Annotated in this window: 14 protein-coding genes; 10 read left to right on the top strand and 4 right to left on the bottom strand. The window is 72.2% G+C overall.

Features of this window, described 5'->3' with window-relative positions; genetic code table 11:
• The first annotated feature begins 71 nt into the window (after positions 1–71).
• From ACIBJF_RS12920 to ACIBJF_RS12890, 7 genes are all read left to right on the top strand, one after another.
• Positions 72–1,304: a prenyltransferase/squalene oxidase repeat-containing protein gene (locus ACIBJF_RS12920; RefSeq protein ID WP_399173737.1), complete on the top strand. Its 1,233-nt coding sequence runs from the start codon at positions 72–74 to the stop codon at positions 1,302–1,304.
• Positions 1,301–1,954, top strand: coding sequence for an SCO2322 family protein (locus ACIBJF_RS12915; protein ID WP_399173736.1), 654 nt, complete (start codon positions 1,301–1,303; stop codon positions 1,952–1,954). Before ACIBJF_RS12920 ends, ACIBJF_RS12915 begins: the two co-directional genes overlap by 4 nt.
• Entirely contained in the window at positions 1,941–3,089 is a 1,149-nt protein-coding gene (locus ACIBJF_RS12910; RefSeq protein ID WP_399173734.1) for an energy-coupling factor transporter transmembrane component T, read from the top strand. The genes ACIBJF_RS12915 and ACIBJF_RS12910 overlap by 14 nt, the downstream gene beginning before the upstream one ends.
• On the top strand, positions 3,086–4,831 hold the full coding sequence (locus tag ACIBJF_RS12905; protein WP_399173733.1) for an ABC transporter ATP-binding protein: 1,746 nt from the start codon (positions 3,086–3,088) through the stop codon (positions 4,829–4,831). The genes ACIBJF_RS12910 and ACIBJF_RS12905 overlap by 4 nt, the downstream gene beginning before the upstream one ends.
• On the top strand, positions 4,828–5,766 hold the full coding sequence (locus tag ACIBJF_RS12900) for an ECF transporter S component (protein WP_399173732.1): 939 nt from the start codon (positions 4,828–4,830) through the stop codon (positions 5,764–5,766). Before ACIBJF_RS12905 ends, ACIBJF_RS12900 begins: the two co-directional genes overlap by 4 nt.
• Before the next feature lie 286 nt (positions 5,767–6,052).
• Entirely contained in the window at positions 6,053–6,466 is a 414-nt protein-coding gene (locus ACIBJF_RS12895; protein WP_399173731.1) for a transglycosylase SLT domain-containing protein, read from the top strand.
• Positions 6,467–6,567: 101 nt separating this feature from the next.
• Positions 6,568–7,269 carry a YoaK family protein gene (locus ACIBJF_RS12890; RefSeq protein ID WP_399173730.1) on the top strand — a complete coding sequence of 234 codons (702 nt, stop codon included), beginning with the start codon at positions 6,568–6,570 and terminating at the stop codon, positions 7,267–7,269.
• Positions 7,270–7,353: 84 nt separating this feature from the next.
• Here the strand turns inward: ACIBJF_RS12890 and ACIBJF_RS12885 are convergent, their stop codons facing one another.
• A complete protein-coding gene (locus ACIBJF_RS12885) occupies positions 7,354–8,589 on the bottom strand; it encodes a cytochrome P450 (protein WP_399173729.1) in 1,236 nt (411 codons plus the stop codon).
• A 236-nt stretch (positions 8,590–8,825) separates the two neighbouring features.
• Here ACIBJF_RS12885 and ACIBJF_RS12880 point away from each other — a divergent pair, with 236 nt between their 5' ends.
• Positions 8,826–9,995, top strand: coding sequence for a steroid 3-ketoacyl-CoA thiolase (locus ACIBJF_RS12880; protein WP_351798201.1), 1,170 nt, complete (start codon positions 8,826–8,828; stop codon positions 9,993–9,995).
• Here the strand turns inward: ACIBJF_RS12880 and ACIBJF_RS12875 are convergent.
• Together ACIBJF_RS12875 and ACIBJF_RS12870 are read right to left on the bottom strand one after the other, a co-directional pair.
• Positions 9,979–10,167, bottom strand: a complete 189-nt coding sequence (locus tag ACIBJF_RS12875) for a DUF397 domain-containing protein (protein ID WP_399173728.1) — start codon at positions 10,165–10,167, stop codon at positions 9,979–9,981. The two genes, ACIBJF_RS12880 and ACIBJF_RS12875, sit on opposite strands and share 17 nt — an antisense overlap.
• Positions 10,148–10,975: a helix-turn-helix transcriptional regulator gene (locus tag ACIBJF_RS12870; protein ID WP_399173727.1), complete on the bottom strand. Its 828-nt coding sequence runs from the start codon at positions 10,973–10,975 to the stop codon at positions 10,148–10,150. Before ACIBJF_RS12870 ends, ACIBJF_RS12875 begins: the two co-directional genes overlap by 20 nt.
• A 108-nt stretch (positions 10,976–11,083) precedes the next feature.
• On the opposite strand from ACIBJF_RS12870, the gene ACIBJF_RS12865 reads away from it, so the two are divergent.
• On the top strand, positions 11,084–11,488 hold the full coding sequence (locus tag ACIBJF_RS12865) for an ATP-binding protein (RefSeq protein ID WP_399173818.1): 405 nt from the start codon (positions 11,084–11,086) through the stop codon (positions 11,486–11,488).
• A gap of 411 nt (positions 11,489–11,899) precedes the next feature.
• Entirely contained in the window at positions 11,900–12,238 is a 339-nt protein-coding gene (locus tag ACIBJF_RS12860) for a hypothetical protein (RefSeq protein WP_399173726.1), read from the top strand.
• Between the two features lie 371 nt (positions 12,239–12,609).
• Here the strand turns inward: ACIBJF_RS12860 and ACIBJF_RS12855 are convergent, their stop codons facing one another.
• Complete coding sequence (locus ACIBJF_RS12855) at positions 12,610–14,031, bottom strand: glycosyltransferase family 39 protein (protein ID WP_399173725.1); 1,422 nt, start codon at positions 14,029–14,031, stop codon at positions 12,610–12,612.
• Positions 14,032–14,125 lie beyond the last annotated feature (94 nt).

The raw sequence follows: 14,125 nt of genomic DNA, 5'->3' as shown, positions 1-14,125 counted from the left end.
GTTTACGGAGCCGAGCCGCCCGGGGTGTCTCCCGTGCTGCCGGTTCCCCACAGGAGAGGCAGTCGCCGACCATGAACGTCCGCCGCAGTGCCGCGGCTCTCGCCGCCATAGGCGTGCTGGCCGCCGCCGCGCCCGCCACGGCCGCCGGCCAGTCCCCGTCTCCCTCCCCGAAGGCCGCGCTCCCGTCCGGGCTGTACGGCACGTCCGACCCGACCTACGACGGCGTGTGGCGCCAGTCGCTGACGCTCATCGCCCAGCGGACCCTCGGCTACCGGCCCGCGGCGAAGGCCGTGGACTGGCTCGCCGGTCAGCAGTGCGCGAACGGCGCCTTCGCCGCGTTCCGCGCCGCCCCCGCCAAGGCCTGCGACGCCAAGGTCATGGTGGACACCAACAGCACGGCCGCCGCGGTCCAGGCCCTGAAGGCGGCCGGCGGCCACGACGACGCCGTCGGCAAGGCGGTGACCTGGCTGAAGTCCGTGCAGAACAAGGACGGCGGCTGGGGCTACTCGCCGGGCGGGCCCAGCGACACCAACTCCACCTCCGTCGTCATCGGCGCGCTCGCGGCGGCCGGTACGGATCCGGCGAGCGTCGGCAAGGCGGGCAAGTCCCCCTACGACCTCCTCGCCGCCATGTCCCTCCCCTGCGGCCGGGACGGCGGCGGCGCCCTCGCCTACCAGCCGGACAAGAAGGGCAAGTTGCCCGCCAACGCGGACGCCACGGCGGCCGGGGTGCTCGGCGCCCTCGACAAGGGGTTCGTGGTCCAGGCCGGCAAGGCGCCCGCGCACGACGCGTGCGCCAAGGCCGACCGTCCCGGCCCGGCCCAGGTCGCCGACAACGCCGGCGCCTATCTGGCGGCCGCCGTCGGCAAGACCGGGCACCTGCAGTCCGCCCTCCCCGGCGCCAAGGCCCAGCCGGACTTCGGCAACACCGCGGACACGGTCGTCGCGCTCGCCGCGGACGGCCGGACCGAGCAGGCGAAGAAGGCGTACGGCTGGCTGGAGAAGAACGCCGGGCACTGGGCGGCGCAGAGCGGTCCGGCGGCGTACGCCCAGCTGATCCTCGCCGCGCACGCGGTCGGCGCGCAGCCCGGCGACTTCGGCGGGACCAGCCTGGTCCGGTCCCTCAACGAGCTCGGCCCGGCCCCGGCCATGGACTCCGCCGCGCACGGGACCAAGAAGGCCGAGCAGCCGGAGAAGTCCGACGGCGGCTCACATCTCGGCGTCTGGTGGTTCGTCGGCGTCTGCCTCGTCGCGGGCATCGGCGTCGGCTTCCTGCTCAGCGGCCGGAAGAAGCGCCAGCCGTGACCGCCGTCCGCCGCGCCGCGGGCCTGCTGTGCGCCGCGCTCGCCCTGCTGGCCGGGGCGGCGGGCCAGGCGCAGGCCACCGGCTACCGCTACTGGTCGTTCTGGGAGCGCGAAGGCGGCCACTGGACGTACGCCACGCAGGGCCCGTCGACGGCCCGTCCCGACGACGGCGCCGTGCAGGGCTTCCGCTTCGCGGTGAGCGAGGACTCGGCGGACGCCAGCCGGCCGCGCGGGGCGGCGGACTTCGGCACGATCTGCGCGGGCACGCCCGCCAAGTCCGGTACGAAGCGGGTGGCACTCGTCCTCGACTTCGGCACCGCCTCGGACGCGCCGTCCGGCGAGACACCGCCGGCCCGCCGCACCATGTGCGCGCGGGTCCCGGCCGACGCGGCGACCGCCGACGCCCTGGCGGCCGTCGCACCGCCCCTGCGCTACGACACCAACGCCCTGCTGTGCGCGATCTCCGGGTATCCGCAGAAGGGGTGCGGGGAGCAGGTGGCCTCCGGCCGGAAGCCGGACGCCCACAAGGAGAAGAGCGGCGGCTCGGGCGGCGGGCCTTCCCTGGGGTTGCCGATCGGCGCGGGAGCCGTCGCCGTGCTGGCAGGCGCGGCGGTGTGGCAGTACCGACGGCGACGCGATGACTCCGTCTGACTGCGGGCCGGCGGGGGCTGATCGCTCCCTCAAGCGGGCCACCGTTCACCCCGGTGCCTGGTGGCTGTGGTCGCTGTCCCTCGGTACCGCCGCCACCCGCACCACCAACCCCCTCCTCCTCGCGCTCCTCATATCCGCCTCCGCCTACGTCGTGGCAACGCACCGCGGCGACACCGGCACCCCCACCGCCCACGCCTACACCGCCTTCGCCAAACTCGCTCTCGCCGTCCTCCTCGTCCGCCTCCTCTTCGCGGTGGCGCTGGGCTCCCCCATCCCCGGCACCCACACCGTCCTCACGCTCCCCGAGGTCCCCCTCCCCCACTGGGCGCAGGGCATCCGCCTGGGCGGGAAGGTGACCGCGGAGGCGCTCGTCTTCGCCGCGTACGACGGGCTGAAGCTGGCCACCCTCCTGATCTGCGTCGGCGCCGCGAACGCGCTCGCGAGCCCCGCCCGCCTGCTCAAGTCCCTCCCCGGCGCCCTGTACGAGACCGGCGTCGCCGTGGTCGTCGCGCTCACCTTCGCCCCGCATCTCATCGCCGACGTCCAGCGCCTGCGCGCCGCCCGCCGGCTGCGCGGCCGCCCGGACCGGGGCCTGCGGGGCCTGCTCCAGGTCGGACTGCCGGTGCTGGAGGGCGCGTTGGAGCGCTCGGTGGCGCTCGCCGCCGCGATGGAGGCCCGAGGCTACGGCCGTACGGTCGAGGTCCCCGCCCGCGTCCGCCGTACGACGGCCGCGCTCACCCTCGGCGGCCTGCTCGGCGTGTGCGCGGGGACGTACGGCCTGCTCACCGCGGAGGGCGGCATCTACGGCGTCCCGCTCCTCCTCGCCGGTGTCGTCGCCGCGCTCGCGGGACTGCGCCTCGGCGGCCGGCGTTCGCCGCGCACCCGGTACCGCCCGGACCCGTGGGACGCCCGGGCCTGGCTGGTCACCGACTCCGGCGCCGCGGTGGCCGCGCTGCTCAGCCTGGCCTCCGCCCGCGACCCGGAGGCGCTGCACCCCGGGGTCGTCCCCCTCGTCGCCCCCGCCCTCCCCCTGTGGCCGGCCGCGGCGATCCTCCTCGCCCTCCTCCCCGCCTTCGTCGTCCCCCAGGGCCCCAAGAACCCTCAGGACCGCCAGGACCCCAAGGAGCCGTCGTGATCCGCTTCGAGGATGTCAGCGTGACGTACGACGGTGCGGCCGAACCCACCGTCCAGGGCGTCGACTTCAAGGTGCCGGAGGGCGAACTCGTGCTGCTCGTCGGCCCGTCCGGGGTCGGCAAGTCGACCGTGCTCGGCGCGGTGAGCGGTCTCGTGCCGCACTTCACCGGCGGCACCCTGCGCGGCCGCGTCACGGTGGCGGGTCGGGACACCCGTACCCACAAGCCGCGCGAGCTCGCCGACGTGGTCGGCACGGTGGGACAGGACCCGCTCGCCCACTTCGTGACCGACACCGTGGAGGACGAACTCGCCTACGGCATGGAGTCGTTGGGCCTCGCCCCGGAGGTCATGCGGCGCCGGGTGGAGGAGACCCTCGACCTGCTGGGGCTGGCCGGACTGCGCGACCGCCCGATCGCCACGCTCTCCGGTGGCCAGCGGCAGCGGGTCGCGATCGGCTCGGTCCTCACCCCGCATCCCCGGGTGCTGGTCCTGGACGAGCCGACCTCGGCCCTGGACCCGGCCGCGGCGGAGGAGGTCCTGGCGGTGCTCCAGCGTCTGGTGCACGACCTCGGCACGACGATCCTGATGGCCGAGCACCGTCTGGAGCGCGTGATCCACTACGCCGACCGAGCCGTCCTCCTGCCCGGTCCCGGCGAGGCCCCGATCGTCGGCTCCCTGCCCGAGGTGATGGCGGTGTCCCCGGTCCACCCCCCGGTGGTCGCCCTGGGCCGCCTCGCGGGCTGGTCCCCCCTCCCCCTCACGGTCCGGGACGCCCGCCGCCAAGCCGGTCCCCTGCGCGAACGCCTGGCCGCATCCGCCGCCGCGGGTACGCGTGACACTGCGGCTGCGGGTGCGTCCGGGCTGGTCGCGCGGTTCCCCGCGCCCCTTCGGGGCGCCACACCCCTGGCCGCGGGCGGCCCGGCCGGCACCAGCGCAGGGCGCCGCCTCTGGTTCCGTCACCGCCCGGCCCCCGCCCCGGAGCCCGGGCAACCGCACATCGCCGAGGTCCGCTCCCTCTCCGTCCGCCGGGCGCGCATCGACGCCCTGCGGCACATCGATCTCGCCGTCGCCCCCGGCGAGACCATCGCCCTCATGGGCCGCAACGGCGCCGGCAAGTCCACCCTGCTCAACACGCTCGTCGGCCTGGTGGCACCCAGCGCCGGGAGCGTCCGGGTCGGCGGCGTCGAGCCCCACCGCACCGCACCGCCCGACCTCGTACGCCGGGTCGGCCTGGCCCCGCAGGAACCGCGGGATCTCCTGTACACCGACACGGTCGCCGACGAGTGCGCGGCGGCCGACCGGGACGCGGGAGCCGAGCCGGGGACCTGCCGGGCGCTGGTGTCCGAGCTGCTGCCGGGGATCGCGGACGGCACCCACCCCCGCGACCTGTCCGAGGGGCAGTGCCTGGCGCTCGCCCTGGCCGTGGTGCTGACCGCCCGCCCGCCCCTGCTGCTACTGGACGAGCCGACCCGCGGCCTGGACTACGCGGCCAAGGCCCGGCTGGTGACCGTCCTGCGCGGCCTCGCCGCCGAGGGGCACGCGATCGTGCTGGCCACGCACGACGTGGAGCTGGCCGCCGAGATCGCGCACCGGGTGGTCCTGCTCGCCGAGGGGGAGGTCATAGCCGACGGACCGACCGCGCACATCGTCGTCTCCTCACCGTCCTTCGCCCCGCAGGTGACGAAGATCCTCGCCCCGCAGCAGTGGCTCACCGTGGCCGAGGTACGGAAGGCCCTGGCATGAGCCCGATCACTCCGACGAGCCCGGTGAGTCACCTGGGCACCGTGCGCCCCACCCGCCTCCATCCCACCCGCCTCCACGCCATCCGTCTCGGCCCCCGCTCGCTCGCCGCGCTGGCCCTGGTCAGCGCGGTCGGTGTGGCCGGCTTCGGGTGGCCCTTCCTCGCTCCGCCCAGCTCGCAGCTCAGCGCCCACGCCCAGGACGCGCCCTGGCTCTTCGCGGGGCTTCTCGTCCTCCTGGTCTCGGTCGTGGCGGCGACGATCTCGGAGTCGGATCTCGGGCCGAAGGCCGTGGCCATGCTGGGCGTGCTGGCCGCGACGGGGGCCGCGCTGCGTCCGATCGGCGCGGGTACGGCGGGCATCGAGCCGATGTTCTTCCTGATGGTGCTCAGTGGGCGGGTGCTGGGCCCCGGCTTCGGCTTCACCCTGGGCTCGGTGACGATGTTCGCGTCCGCGCTGCTCACGGGCGGGGTCGGACCGTGGCTGCCGTTCCAGATGCTGTCGATGGGCTGGTTCACGATGGGCGCCGGGCTGCTCCCGGGCCCGGTCCGGCTGCGCGGCCGGTTCGAGTTGCTGCTCCTCTCGGTCTACGGCTTCCTCGCCGCCTTCGCCTACGGCACGGTCATGGACCTGGCCGGCTGGCCGTTCATGGGTGCCGCCGCCTCGGACATCTCCTTCGACGCCCATGCCTCCGTCCCCGCCAACCTGGCCCGTTTCGTGGCCTACTGCCTGGCCACCTCGCTCGGCTGGGACCTCGGGCGGGCCCTGTGCACGGTGGTGCTGACCCTCGTGCTCGGCCCGGCCGTGCTGCGCGCGCTGCGCCGGGCCACCCGGCGGGCCGCCTTCGAGACCGCGGTCACATTCGACGGCCCGGAACGCTCACGTGACGGGTCCGGCGCTTCACACAGCGCAAGCGAGACGGTGAAGCGCCCCACATGACGCAGGTCACCTACGATCCGCGGCAGTAGCACCGAATATCCGTTACGCCCCTTAGTGCACCCTCGCTGACCTACGCATTGAGACCCACGCCACAGAGTCGGCGTTTCCCGTCGATCCGGCCACAACTAGTAAAAGGGGTCATTGCGGACGGCTTTCCGGGCTGCTTCTCTGGACGACGTCGCAAGGCGCCGCAAGCCCACCCGGGCCGAGGCGCCGACGCATGCGGTCACATCGCGTGGCCCGTCCCATGCGGGCGATCCCCTGTCCCCGACGCAAGAGGTACTTCGTGTCCGTCTCCTTCATCCGTCGCATCGCTTCCCCGAAGAAGGCCCTCACCGTTGCCGCCGTGGCCGCCGCCACCGCCGGCATGGCACTGTCCGCGGCGCCCGCCCAGGCCGCCCCGACCTCGGCCTCCTCCGCTCAGGCGATCGCGCACAAGATGATCCCGGACGCCGCGCAGTTCAACGCGTTCAGCAAGATCGTCTCTCACGAGAGCGGCTGGAACCCGTCGGCCACCAACAGCTCCTCCGGCGCCTACGGCCTGGTCCAGGCCCTGCCGGGCTCGAAGATGGCCTCCGCCGGTTCCGACTGGAAGACCAACCCGGCCACCCAGATCAAGTGGGGCCTGGGCTACATGAACTCGCGCTACGGCAGCCCCGTGAAGGCCTGGGCCTTCTGGCAGGCCAACGGCTGGTACTGAGCCACCCGCAGCGCGCCCCGAAGCCGCTGAAGGCGGCGGCCCCCGATCCCCGGGCCGCCGCCTTCGGCGTTTCCCGCACCCCCGCGTGGTCAACTGGGGCGGTGAGCGCAGCGGAAGAGGCGTCGGCACAGGAGCCGTACGACCCGGAGGCGCGCGGGCTCCGGCTGGTGTTCGTGCTGCTGGCCCTGACCGTGGTGAGCGGGCTGATCGACGCCGTCAGCTATCTGGGGCTCGGCCGGGTCTTCACCGCCAACATGACCGGCAGCGTGGTCGTCCTCGGCTTCGCGGCGGCCGGTGCGCTCGGCTTCTCCGTGCGGCACACGGCGACCTCGCTGGGGTTCTTCCTGCTGGGCGCGGTAACCGGCGGGCGGCTGGCGGTCCGCGTCGGCAACGGGCCGCGCCGCACCTGGACCCGACTCACCCTGACCGCCGAAGCGGCCCTGCTGGCCCTGTCGGCGGCGGTCGCCTTCGCCCGGCCGCACGCCACCGGCACGGTCTACGCCCTGATCGCCCTCACGGGGTACGCGATGGACCTGCGCAACGCGACCGTCCGCAAACTCGGTGTCGCCGCCATCAGCACCACCACCGTGCTGACCATGACCCTGACCGGCCTGGCCGCCGAGCCCCGCCTCGGTGGCGCCCCCGGGCGGCGCTCGCCGCGCCGCACGGCTTCTGTGGTCGCGATGCTGGCCGGCGCCTTCCTGGGCGCGTGGCTGGTCCTCCATCACGGCCTGGGCATCCCGCTGCTGGTCGCGGCCCTCACCTCGGGCGTGCTGGCGGTGGTGGCGTCCGGCAGGGAGTGAACCCCGCCGACCTCGGGGGAGGCAGGAACGGGGCGTTGGGGTAGGGGTGCTCCTGCCTCCCTCGGGGTGGGCCGGCCCGCGGGCTCAGCCGGTGGTGACCTGGAGTTCCTTGACGCCGTTGATCCAGGCCGAGCGCAGCCGCCGGGGCTCGTCGGCCGAGCGCAGGCCCGGCATCGCGTCGGCGATCGCGTTGAAGATCAGGTCGATCTCCAGGATCGCCAGGGACTTGCCGAGGCAGTAGTGGGGCCCGCCGCCGCCGAAGCCGAGGTGGGGGTTGGGGTCGCGGGTGATGTCGAAGGCGTCGGGGTCGGAGAAGACCTCGGGGTCGTGGTTGGCGGAGGCGTAGAACAGCCCGACGCGATCACCCTTCCTGATCCGGACCCCGCCCAGTTCCGTGTCCTGTGTGGCCGTGCGCTGGAAGGCGTTGACCGGGGTCGCCCAGCGCACGATCTCCTCGGCCGTCGTCCCGGGCCGCTCCCGCTTGAACAGCTCCCACTGCCCGGGGTGGGTGAGGAAGGCGTGCATCCCGTGGGTGATGGCGTTCCGGGTGGTCTCGTTCCCGGCCACCGCCAGCATCAGCACGAAGAAGCCGAACTCGTCGGAGTTCAGGTTGCCCTCGTCCTCCGCCGCGACGAGCGTCGTCACGATGTCGTGCGCCGGGCACTTCTTGCGGTCGGCGGCCATGTTCATGGCGTAGGCGATGATCTCGGCGGCCGACTCCGCGCCGACCTCCTCGGTGATCGCGTACTCGGGATCGTCGTAGGCGATCATCCTGTTGGACCAGTCGAAGATCTTGGACCGGTCCTCCTGCGGGACGCCGATCAGCTCCGCGATGGCCTGCAGCGGCAGTTCGCAGGCGACCTCGGTGACGAAGTCGAAGGGTCCGGAGCGAGCACGGGCACTCGTGACGATCGCCTCGGCGCGCGCCCTCAGCCGGTCCTCCAGGGCCCGGATGGAACGTGGCGTGAAGCCGCGCTGCACGATCTGCCGCACCCGCGTATGTTCCGGAGGATCCATGTTGAGCAGGATCAGCCGCTGTGCGTCGATCGCGTCGCGCTCGATGTGCTCGTTGAAGCGGATGATCGCGGTGTTGACGGTGGAGGAGAAGAGTTCCGGGTGCGTGGAGACGTACTTGACGTCCGCGTGCCGGGTCACGGCCCAGTAGCCGTCGTCGGCGAAGCCCGCGACGCCGTGCGGCTGCGGGATCCAGCGGACCGGCTCGGCGCGGCGCAGCTCGGCGAACTCCGGGAGGGGCACACGGTGGTGCAGCAGGTCGGGGTCGGTGAAGTCGAACCCGTCGGGCAGCGCGGGGCAGTGCATCGGCGGCTCCCGTCGTGAAGTTCTGACGGCCCATCAGCGAGTGCGGTGAACGTAGTAACGGGTTCTACAACTCGCAAGAGGTACGACACCCCCAATCCGTGCGGAATTCGTGCAGATCGCGACTTCGGCACCTGCAAGACTCTTGCGGTGATGGACATCGCGTCAGCAGACTGCTGGGCAGAACTAGAACGCGTACTAGTTCTGGAGGAGAGCCCTCTCGGAGAGGACCCGCACCCATGGCCGCCGAACCCGTGATCGTCGAAGCCGTCCGCACCCCGATCGGCAAGCGCGGCGGCGCGCTCGCCAATCTGCACCCCGCCTATCTCCTGGGCGAGACCTACCGTGAACTCCTCGGCCGCACCGGCATCCCCGCCGACGCGGTCGAGCAGATCGTCGGCGGCACGGTCACCCACGCCGGCGAACAGTCCATGAACCCCGCGCGCACGGCCTGGCTGACCATGGGCCTCCCCTACGAGACGGCCGCCACGACCGTCGACTGCCAGTGCGGCTCCTCCCAGCAGGCCTCGCACATGGTGGCCAACATGGTCGCCGGGGGCGTGATCGACGTCGGGATCAGCTGCGGTGTCGAGGCGATGAGCCGGGTCCCGCTGGGGTCGGGGTCCAAGCACGGTCCCGGCAAGCCGTTCCCGGACGAGTGGAACGTCGACCTCCCCAACCAGTTCGAGGCGGCCGAACGCATCGCCCGCCACCGGGGGTTGACGCGGGAGAACGTGGACGCGCTGGGCCTGCTCTCCCAGCAGCGGGCGGCCCTGGCCTGGGCGGAGGAACGCTTCAAGCGCGAGACGTTCGCCGTGCAGGTGCCGACCACCGAGGAGGAGCAGTACGCCGGTCAGGGCATGTGGCGGCTCGTGGACAAGGACGAGGGCCTGCGGGACACGTCCACGGAGGCGCTGGCGAAGCTGAAGCCGGTGATGCCGACGGCCGTCCACACGGCGGGCAACTCGTCGCAGATCTCCGACGGCGCGGCGGCCATCATGTGGGCGTCGAAGCGGATGGCTCGGGCGCTGAAGCTGAAGCCCCGGGCGCGGATCGTCGCCCAGGCGCTGGTCGGCGCCAACCCGCACTTCCACCTGGACGGCCCGATCGACGCGACGCGCGCGGTGCTGGGCAAGGCGGGAATGTCCCTGAAGGACATCGACCTCGTGGAGATCAACGAGGCCTTCGCGTCTGTGGTGTTGAGCTGGGCCCAGGTCTTCGAACAGGACCTGGACAAGGTCAACGTCAACGGCGGTGCGATTGCGCTGGGTCACCCGGTGGGGGCGACGGGCGCCCGCCTGATCACCACCGCCCTGCACGAACTGGAGCGCGTGGACAAGGAGTTCGCGCTGATCACCATGTGCGCGGGCGGCGGGCTGGCCACCGGGACGATCATTCAGCGGCTGTAGCGGAGGCCCAGCTTACGAAGGCGGAGAACGCGGCGGGGTCGAGGGTGAGGATCGGTCCCGCCGGGGTTTTGGAGTCGCGGATGGCTACGGCCTCGTTGGGCAGTTCTGCGATCTCAAGGCACTGGCCGCCCTGGTCGCTGCTGTAGCTGGACTTACGCCACTTGCTCTCCATAGCGGTCCTCCATCACGCGCCGGATCAACTCCGCCGAGTCCTTGAGGGAGAGTGCGGAGGCTTGGAGATGATCGTAACGGAGCGAGCACTCTTTGACCGTTTCCGGGTTTGCCGTGGGGTGCCCACAGCGGAAGCTCTCGGTATAGAGGATCGCCGGGTCGCCAGCAAACCGGTAGAGGTCGAACGGGCCGGTGAGCCCCGCGTGCGCTCCGGAGGAGAACGGCAGGACCTGGATGTTGATCCGTGGATTGTCCTCGAAGGTCAACAGATGGGCCAGTTGGCCTCGCATGATGCCGCGGCCGCCGATCTCCAAGTACAGCGCGGCCTCGCTGAGTACCGCCCAGAAGACCGGCGGCTCCTCCTTCTCGAAGATGTTCTGCCGCGCCAGCCGGACCGCAGTCCGGTCGTCGAGGTCACTTCGGTCCACCGCTCCGAGCACCGCACGGGCGTAAGCCGGAGTCTGAAGCAAACCGAGGATCATGTGCGTCTGGAAGGAGCAGATTTCAACGGCCCGCACCTCCAGCTCGGCCACCTGCTGAAACCACGCCGGAAGTTGGCTTCGCATCACCAGTGGATGGAGCCGGGTCAGTAACCCGCCCGTGCACAGCGCCGCGTCCGCCCGCTGGCTGAAGTCGAGGGTCGGCAGCTTCCGGGCCGTCTCCACCTGGCCGACCATCGACCCCGTGTAGTTGATGATGTCCCCGAGCTGCTTCTGCGTGAGCCCCGCCGCCTCTCGGAAGCGACGCAACTCGAAGCCGTAGTAGTCGAGCGGTGAGGCGCTCGGGTCGAGGGTGTTGATGTTCACCATGCCAAGTCCCCTCTCGGACCCGTTGTGTTCAACCTGTAGCCGAGCGTAGTGATCCGAGGTCAGCCTCGTCCTGTGAACCTCAACATTCCCCGCACCCCCCTGTACCGCATGAACCTCACCGTCGGCGAACACTCGGTGCGCCACGTCCGCCGGATCGTCCGCTCGCTGCTCCACGAGTGGGAGCTGACGGAGCTGACGTTCGCCGTGGAGCTGGGCGTGAGCGAGCTCGCCACCAATGTCATACGGCACGTACCGGACCGCCGCTGCACGATCCTGCTCGCACGGCAGACGGCGGGGGTACGCGCCGAGGTGACCGACGGTTTCGCTCAACTCCCCCTTCTCGACAGCGGCTTGGCCGAGGAGGCGGAATGCGGTCGCGGCCTCGCCCTGCTGGACGCGGTGGCCGACAAGTGGGGGGTGTCACCGGGCGCCGCCGACGGGAAGACCGTCTGGTTCGAGTGCGGGGAGTCGCCCCGGGCGACGAGGCGGTCTCCCTCGGGAGTGCGCTGGTAGTACACCCTGTGGCCTTGGCGCGTCCGGTTCAGTAACCCCACCCGGTGGAGCCGGACCAAGTGGTACGACACCGTCGACGCGGTCAGGTGGTGCCGCTCGGCGAGTTCCGTCGTGATCCGGGGTCTGCCCAGGTCGGCCAGGAGGAGAAAGCGGGCCTGTCCGATGACCTGGCCCAGTGAGTCCTGCGGCACGGGATCCTCCGCCGGGGGGTGGTCGCCCTTGGGGCCGGGCACCGGATAGGTGAGGTGGGTGCCGTCCTCCCCCCATGGATCGTTGCGGATGAGCCAGGTCGTCGCCAGCGGCGAAGGGCACAGGGTGATCCTCGTGCTCTCGCGCACCTGCAACGTGCGCGTGTCCTGGATGCGGAGGGCACCGGAGTCGTATGTGAGGGCTGGATGAAGGGAGTTCAGCGTGTCCGCCAGCCCTCGCTCGACCACGGAGGCGGCGCGGTGCCGGATGTCCGCCTCCGCCACCTGGCGCAGCGCGCTCCATCGGGCCGCCACGCCGGCCGACCAGAACCGGCCGAGTTCCCGGGCGACGCGCTGGGCGAATGCCCGCTCTCCGGATGCCAGGGCGTCCACGATCTTCCGCAACTCGGCCGAGTCCGACCGCTCCCCGGTGCGCGCCGACTCCAGGAACCTCCGCATCTGGCGTGCGACCACCCGGGGCGGTGTCGAGGCCACCGCGTGGAGTTCCTCTTCGAGCGTGCCGTGGCTCACCGCGCTCGCGGACAGGAATCCCGGTACGTAGTTTCGCTTGACCCGCCGCAAAGCCATGAGCAGGCCACCGTCCTGGCGCACGAGGGTATCGCGGACCACCCGTTCCCGCCGGTGCCCGCCGTCGGCGACGAGCCCGAAATCGAGCAGAAATCCGATCTGGGCCAGCGGAGAAACAACGAATCTGGCGGCCACGAGAGCATCGGAGTTCAGACGGACAGAAATCACTCAATCCCCCAGTATCGACTAGCGGCGCCCCGCCGATCTGGTCAGTGATCAGCGGGAGACGCGCATACGGAGGTCGGCAGAGGCCCCCGTCGCCGTCCGCTCGATCCTCACACGGCACCGCGATTTGGACCAGATCAGAGATCAGTCAGATGAAGGACATTCGAGCCTGCTCGAAAGTCATCGTGCGCAGTGCCCGGGACGCGTATACACGAGCACCTGCGCGCCACGTACGCGAATTCGCTCGCAGATTTCGAAGGACGAGCTCAGGGTCTGTCGTTTCACCTTCTCCTGCGGCAATGCGTCGAGCGGCTGCCCGGGCGGATCGGCCAGCGCGAGGATGCGGTCCGCCGACAGGATGCGCCGCCGTATCGCGGCGGCGGGCAGTTCGGTGCCCTGCAGGGTGCGCGAGGCCGTCGGGGACTCGGCGAGCGCCAGGTCCCTCAGGTGGCCCAGGACGGACGGGTACGACAGCAGCCACTCGCGGCGCCGGGCGGGCATGAACAGGACGCCGTCGCCGTCGTGCGCGCTCTCGCGGACCGCCCGGGCGACCGCGACCACGTCGTCCTTGCGGCTCCCCGGGGAGCGGACCAGGAGCGACCACGGCAGCAGCACCGCGACGGCCGCGGCGAGGGCCGCACAGGCCGTCAGCACCCGGGCCACGGGGGCCAGACGGTGTCGCCGTCGTACGGCGCGGGCCAGCGCCTCCCCAGCGAGCAGGGCCAGCCCGGTCATGCCATACAGGACGTACCGCTCGACGTACCACGGCTTGACGAGCGAGATCGTCATGAGCAGACCGGCCGGGGCGATCAGCAGCGGGAGGGCGAGCCAGGCCAGGGCGCCGGGGCCGGCGGCCACGGGCCCGCGCACGAGTGACCGGCAGAGCAGCGCACCCGCCGCCGAGACCGCCAGGAACTGCAGCCACGCGTTCAGGCTCGGACGCCCCAGCCAGCCCAGTTGCTGCTCCGCCTGGCCCGCGCTCACCGCCGCCAGGGGCAGCAGGCCGAGCATCACCCCGGCCGCCGCGGTGCCCCAGCACCGCCACACCCGCCGGGGCACGCGCAGCAGCCACAGCGTCAGCGCATGGGCCACGAGCGCCAGGACGGCGAACTCGTGCAGCCAGCCGGAGAGACCGAGCAGGAGACCGTATGCCACCCACCAACGGCCGCGGGAGGCTTCGGTGCCGCGCACGAAGAAGTACGTCGCCCACGTGACACCCGCGGTGACCAGCGCGTACGAGCGGCCCTCCTGTGCGTACTGCTGCGTCACCGGCAACAGCCCGAAGACGAGTCCGGCGAGCGTGCCCGCCGTACGGCCGGACAGCCGGGCGCCGATCGCCCCCACCCCGGCCGCCGCCAGGGCGGTCGCCGCCACCGAGGGCAGCCGCAGGGCGACGAGACCGCCGTCCCACACACCGAAGACGGCGTGCATGAGGAGGTAGTAGAGGCCGTGCACGGCGTCGATGTGGCCGAGCAGGCCCCACAGGTCGCCGAGCGAGCGATGGGCCACCTGATACGTGACCGACTCGTCACGCCACATGCTGTCCTGCCGGTCCATCCCCCACAGCCCCAGGGCCCACGCGGCGACGGCAGGGACGGCCACCGGAGCCGCCCGTCCCCGCGCGCCTCCGAGCCGGACAGCGGCCCGGGGGGGGCGGCCCACGCCCCGGCCGGCGCGGTGAACTCGATGTCGGCTT

It is taken from the genome of Streptomyces sp. NPDC050743 (genome assembly GCF_044456925.1).
Classification (GTDB): domain Bacteria; phylum Actinomycetota; class Actinomycetes; order Streptomycetales; family Streptomycetaceae; genus Streptomyces.
The sequence above is the reverse complement of the archived record's forward strand: the minus strand, read 5'-3'. Positions and strand labels throughout refer to the sequence as shown.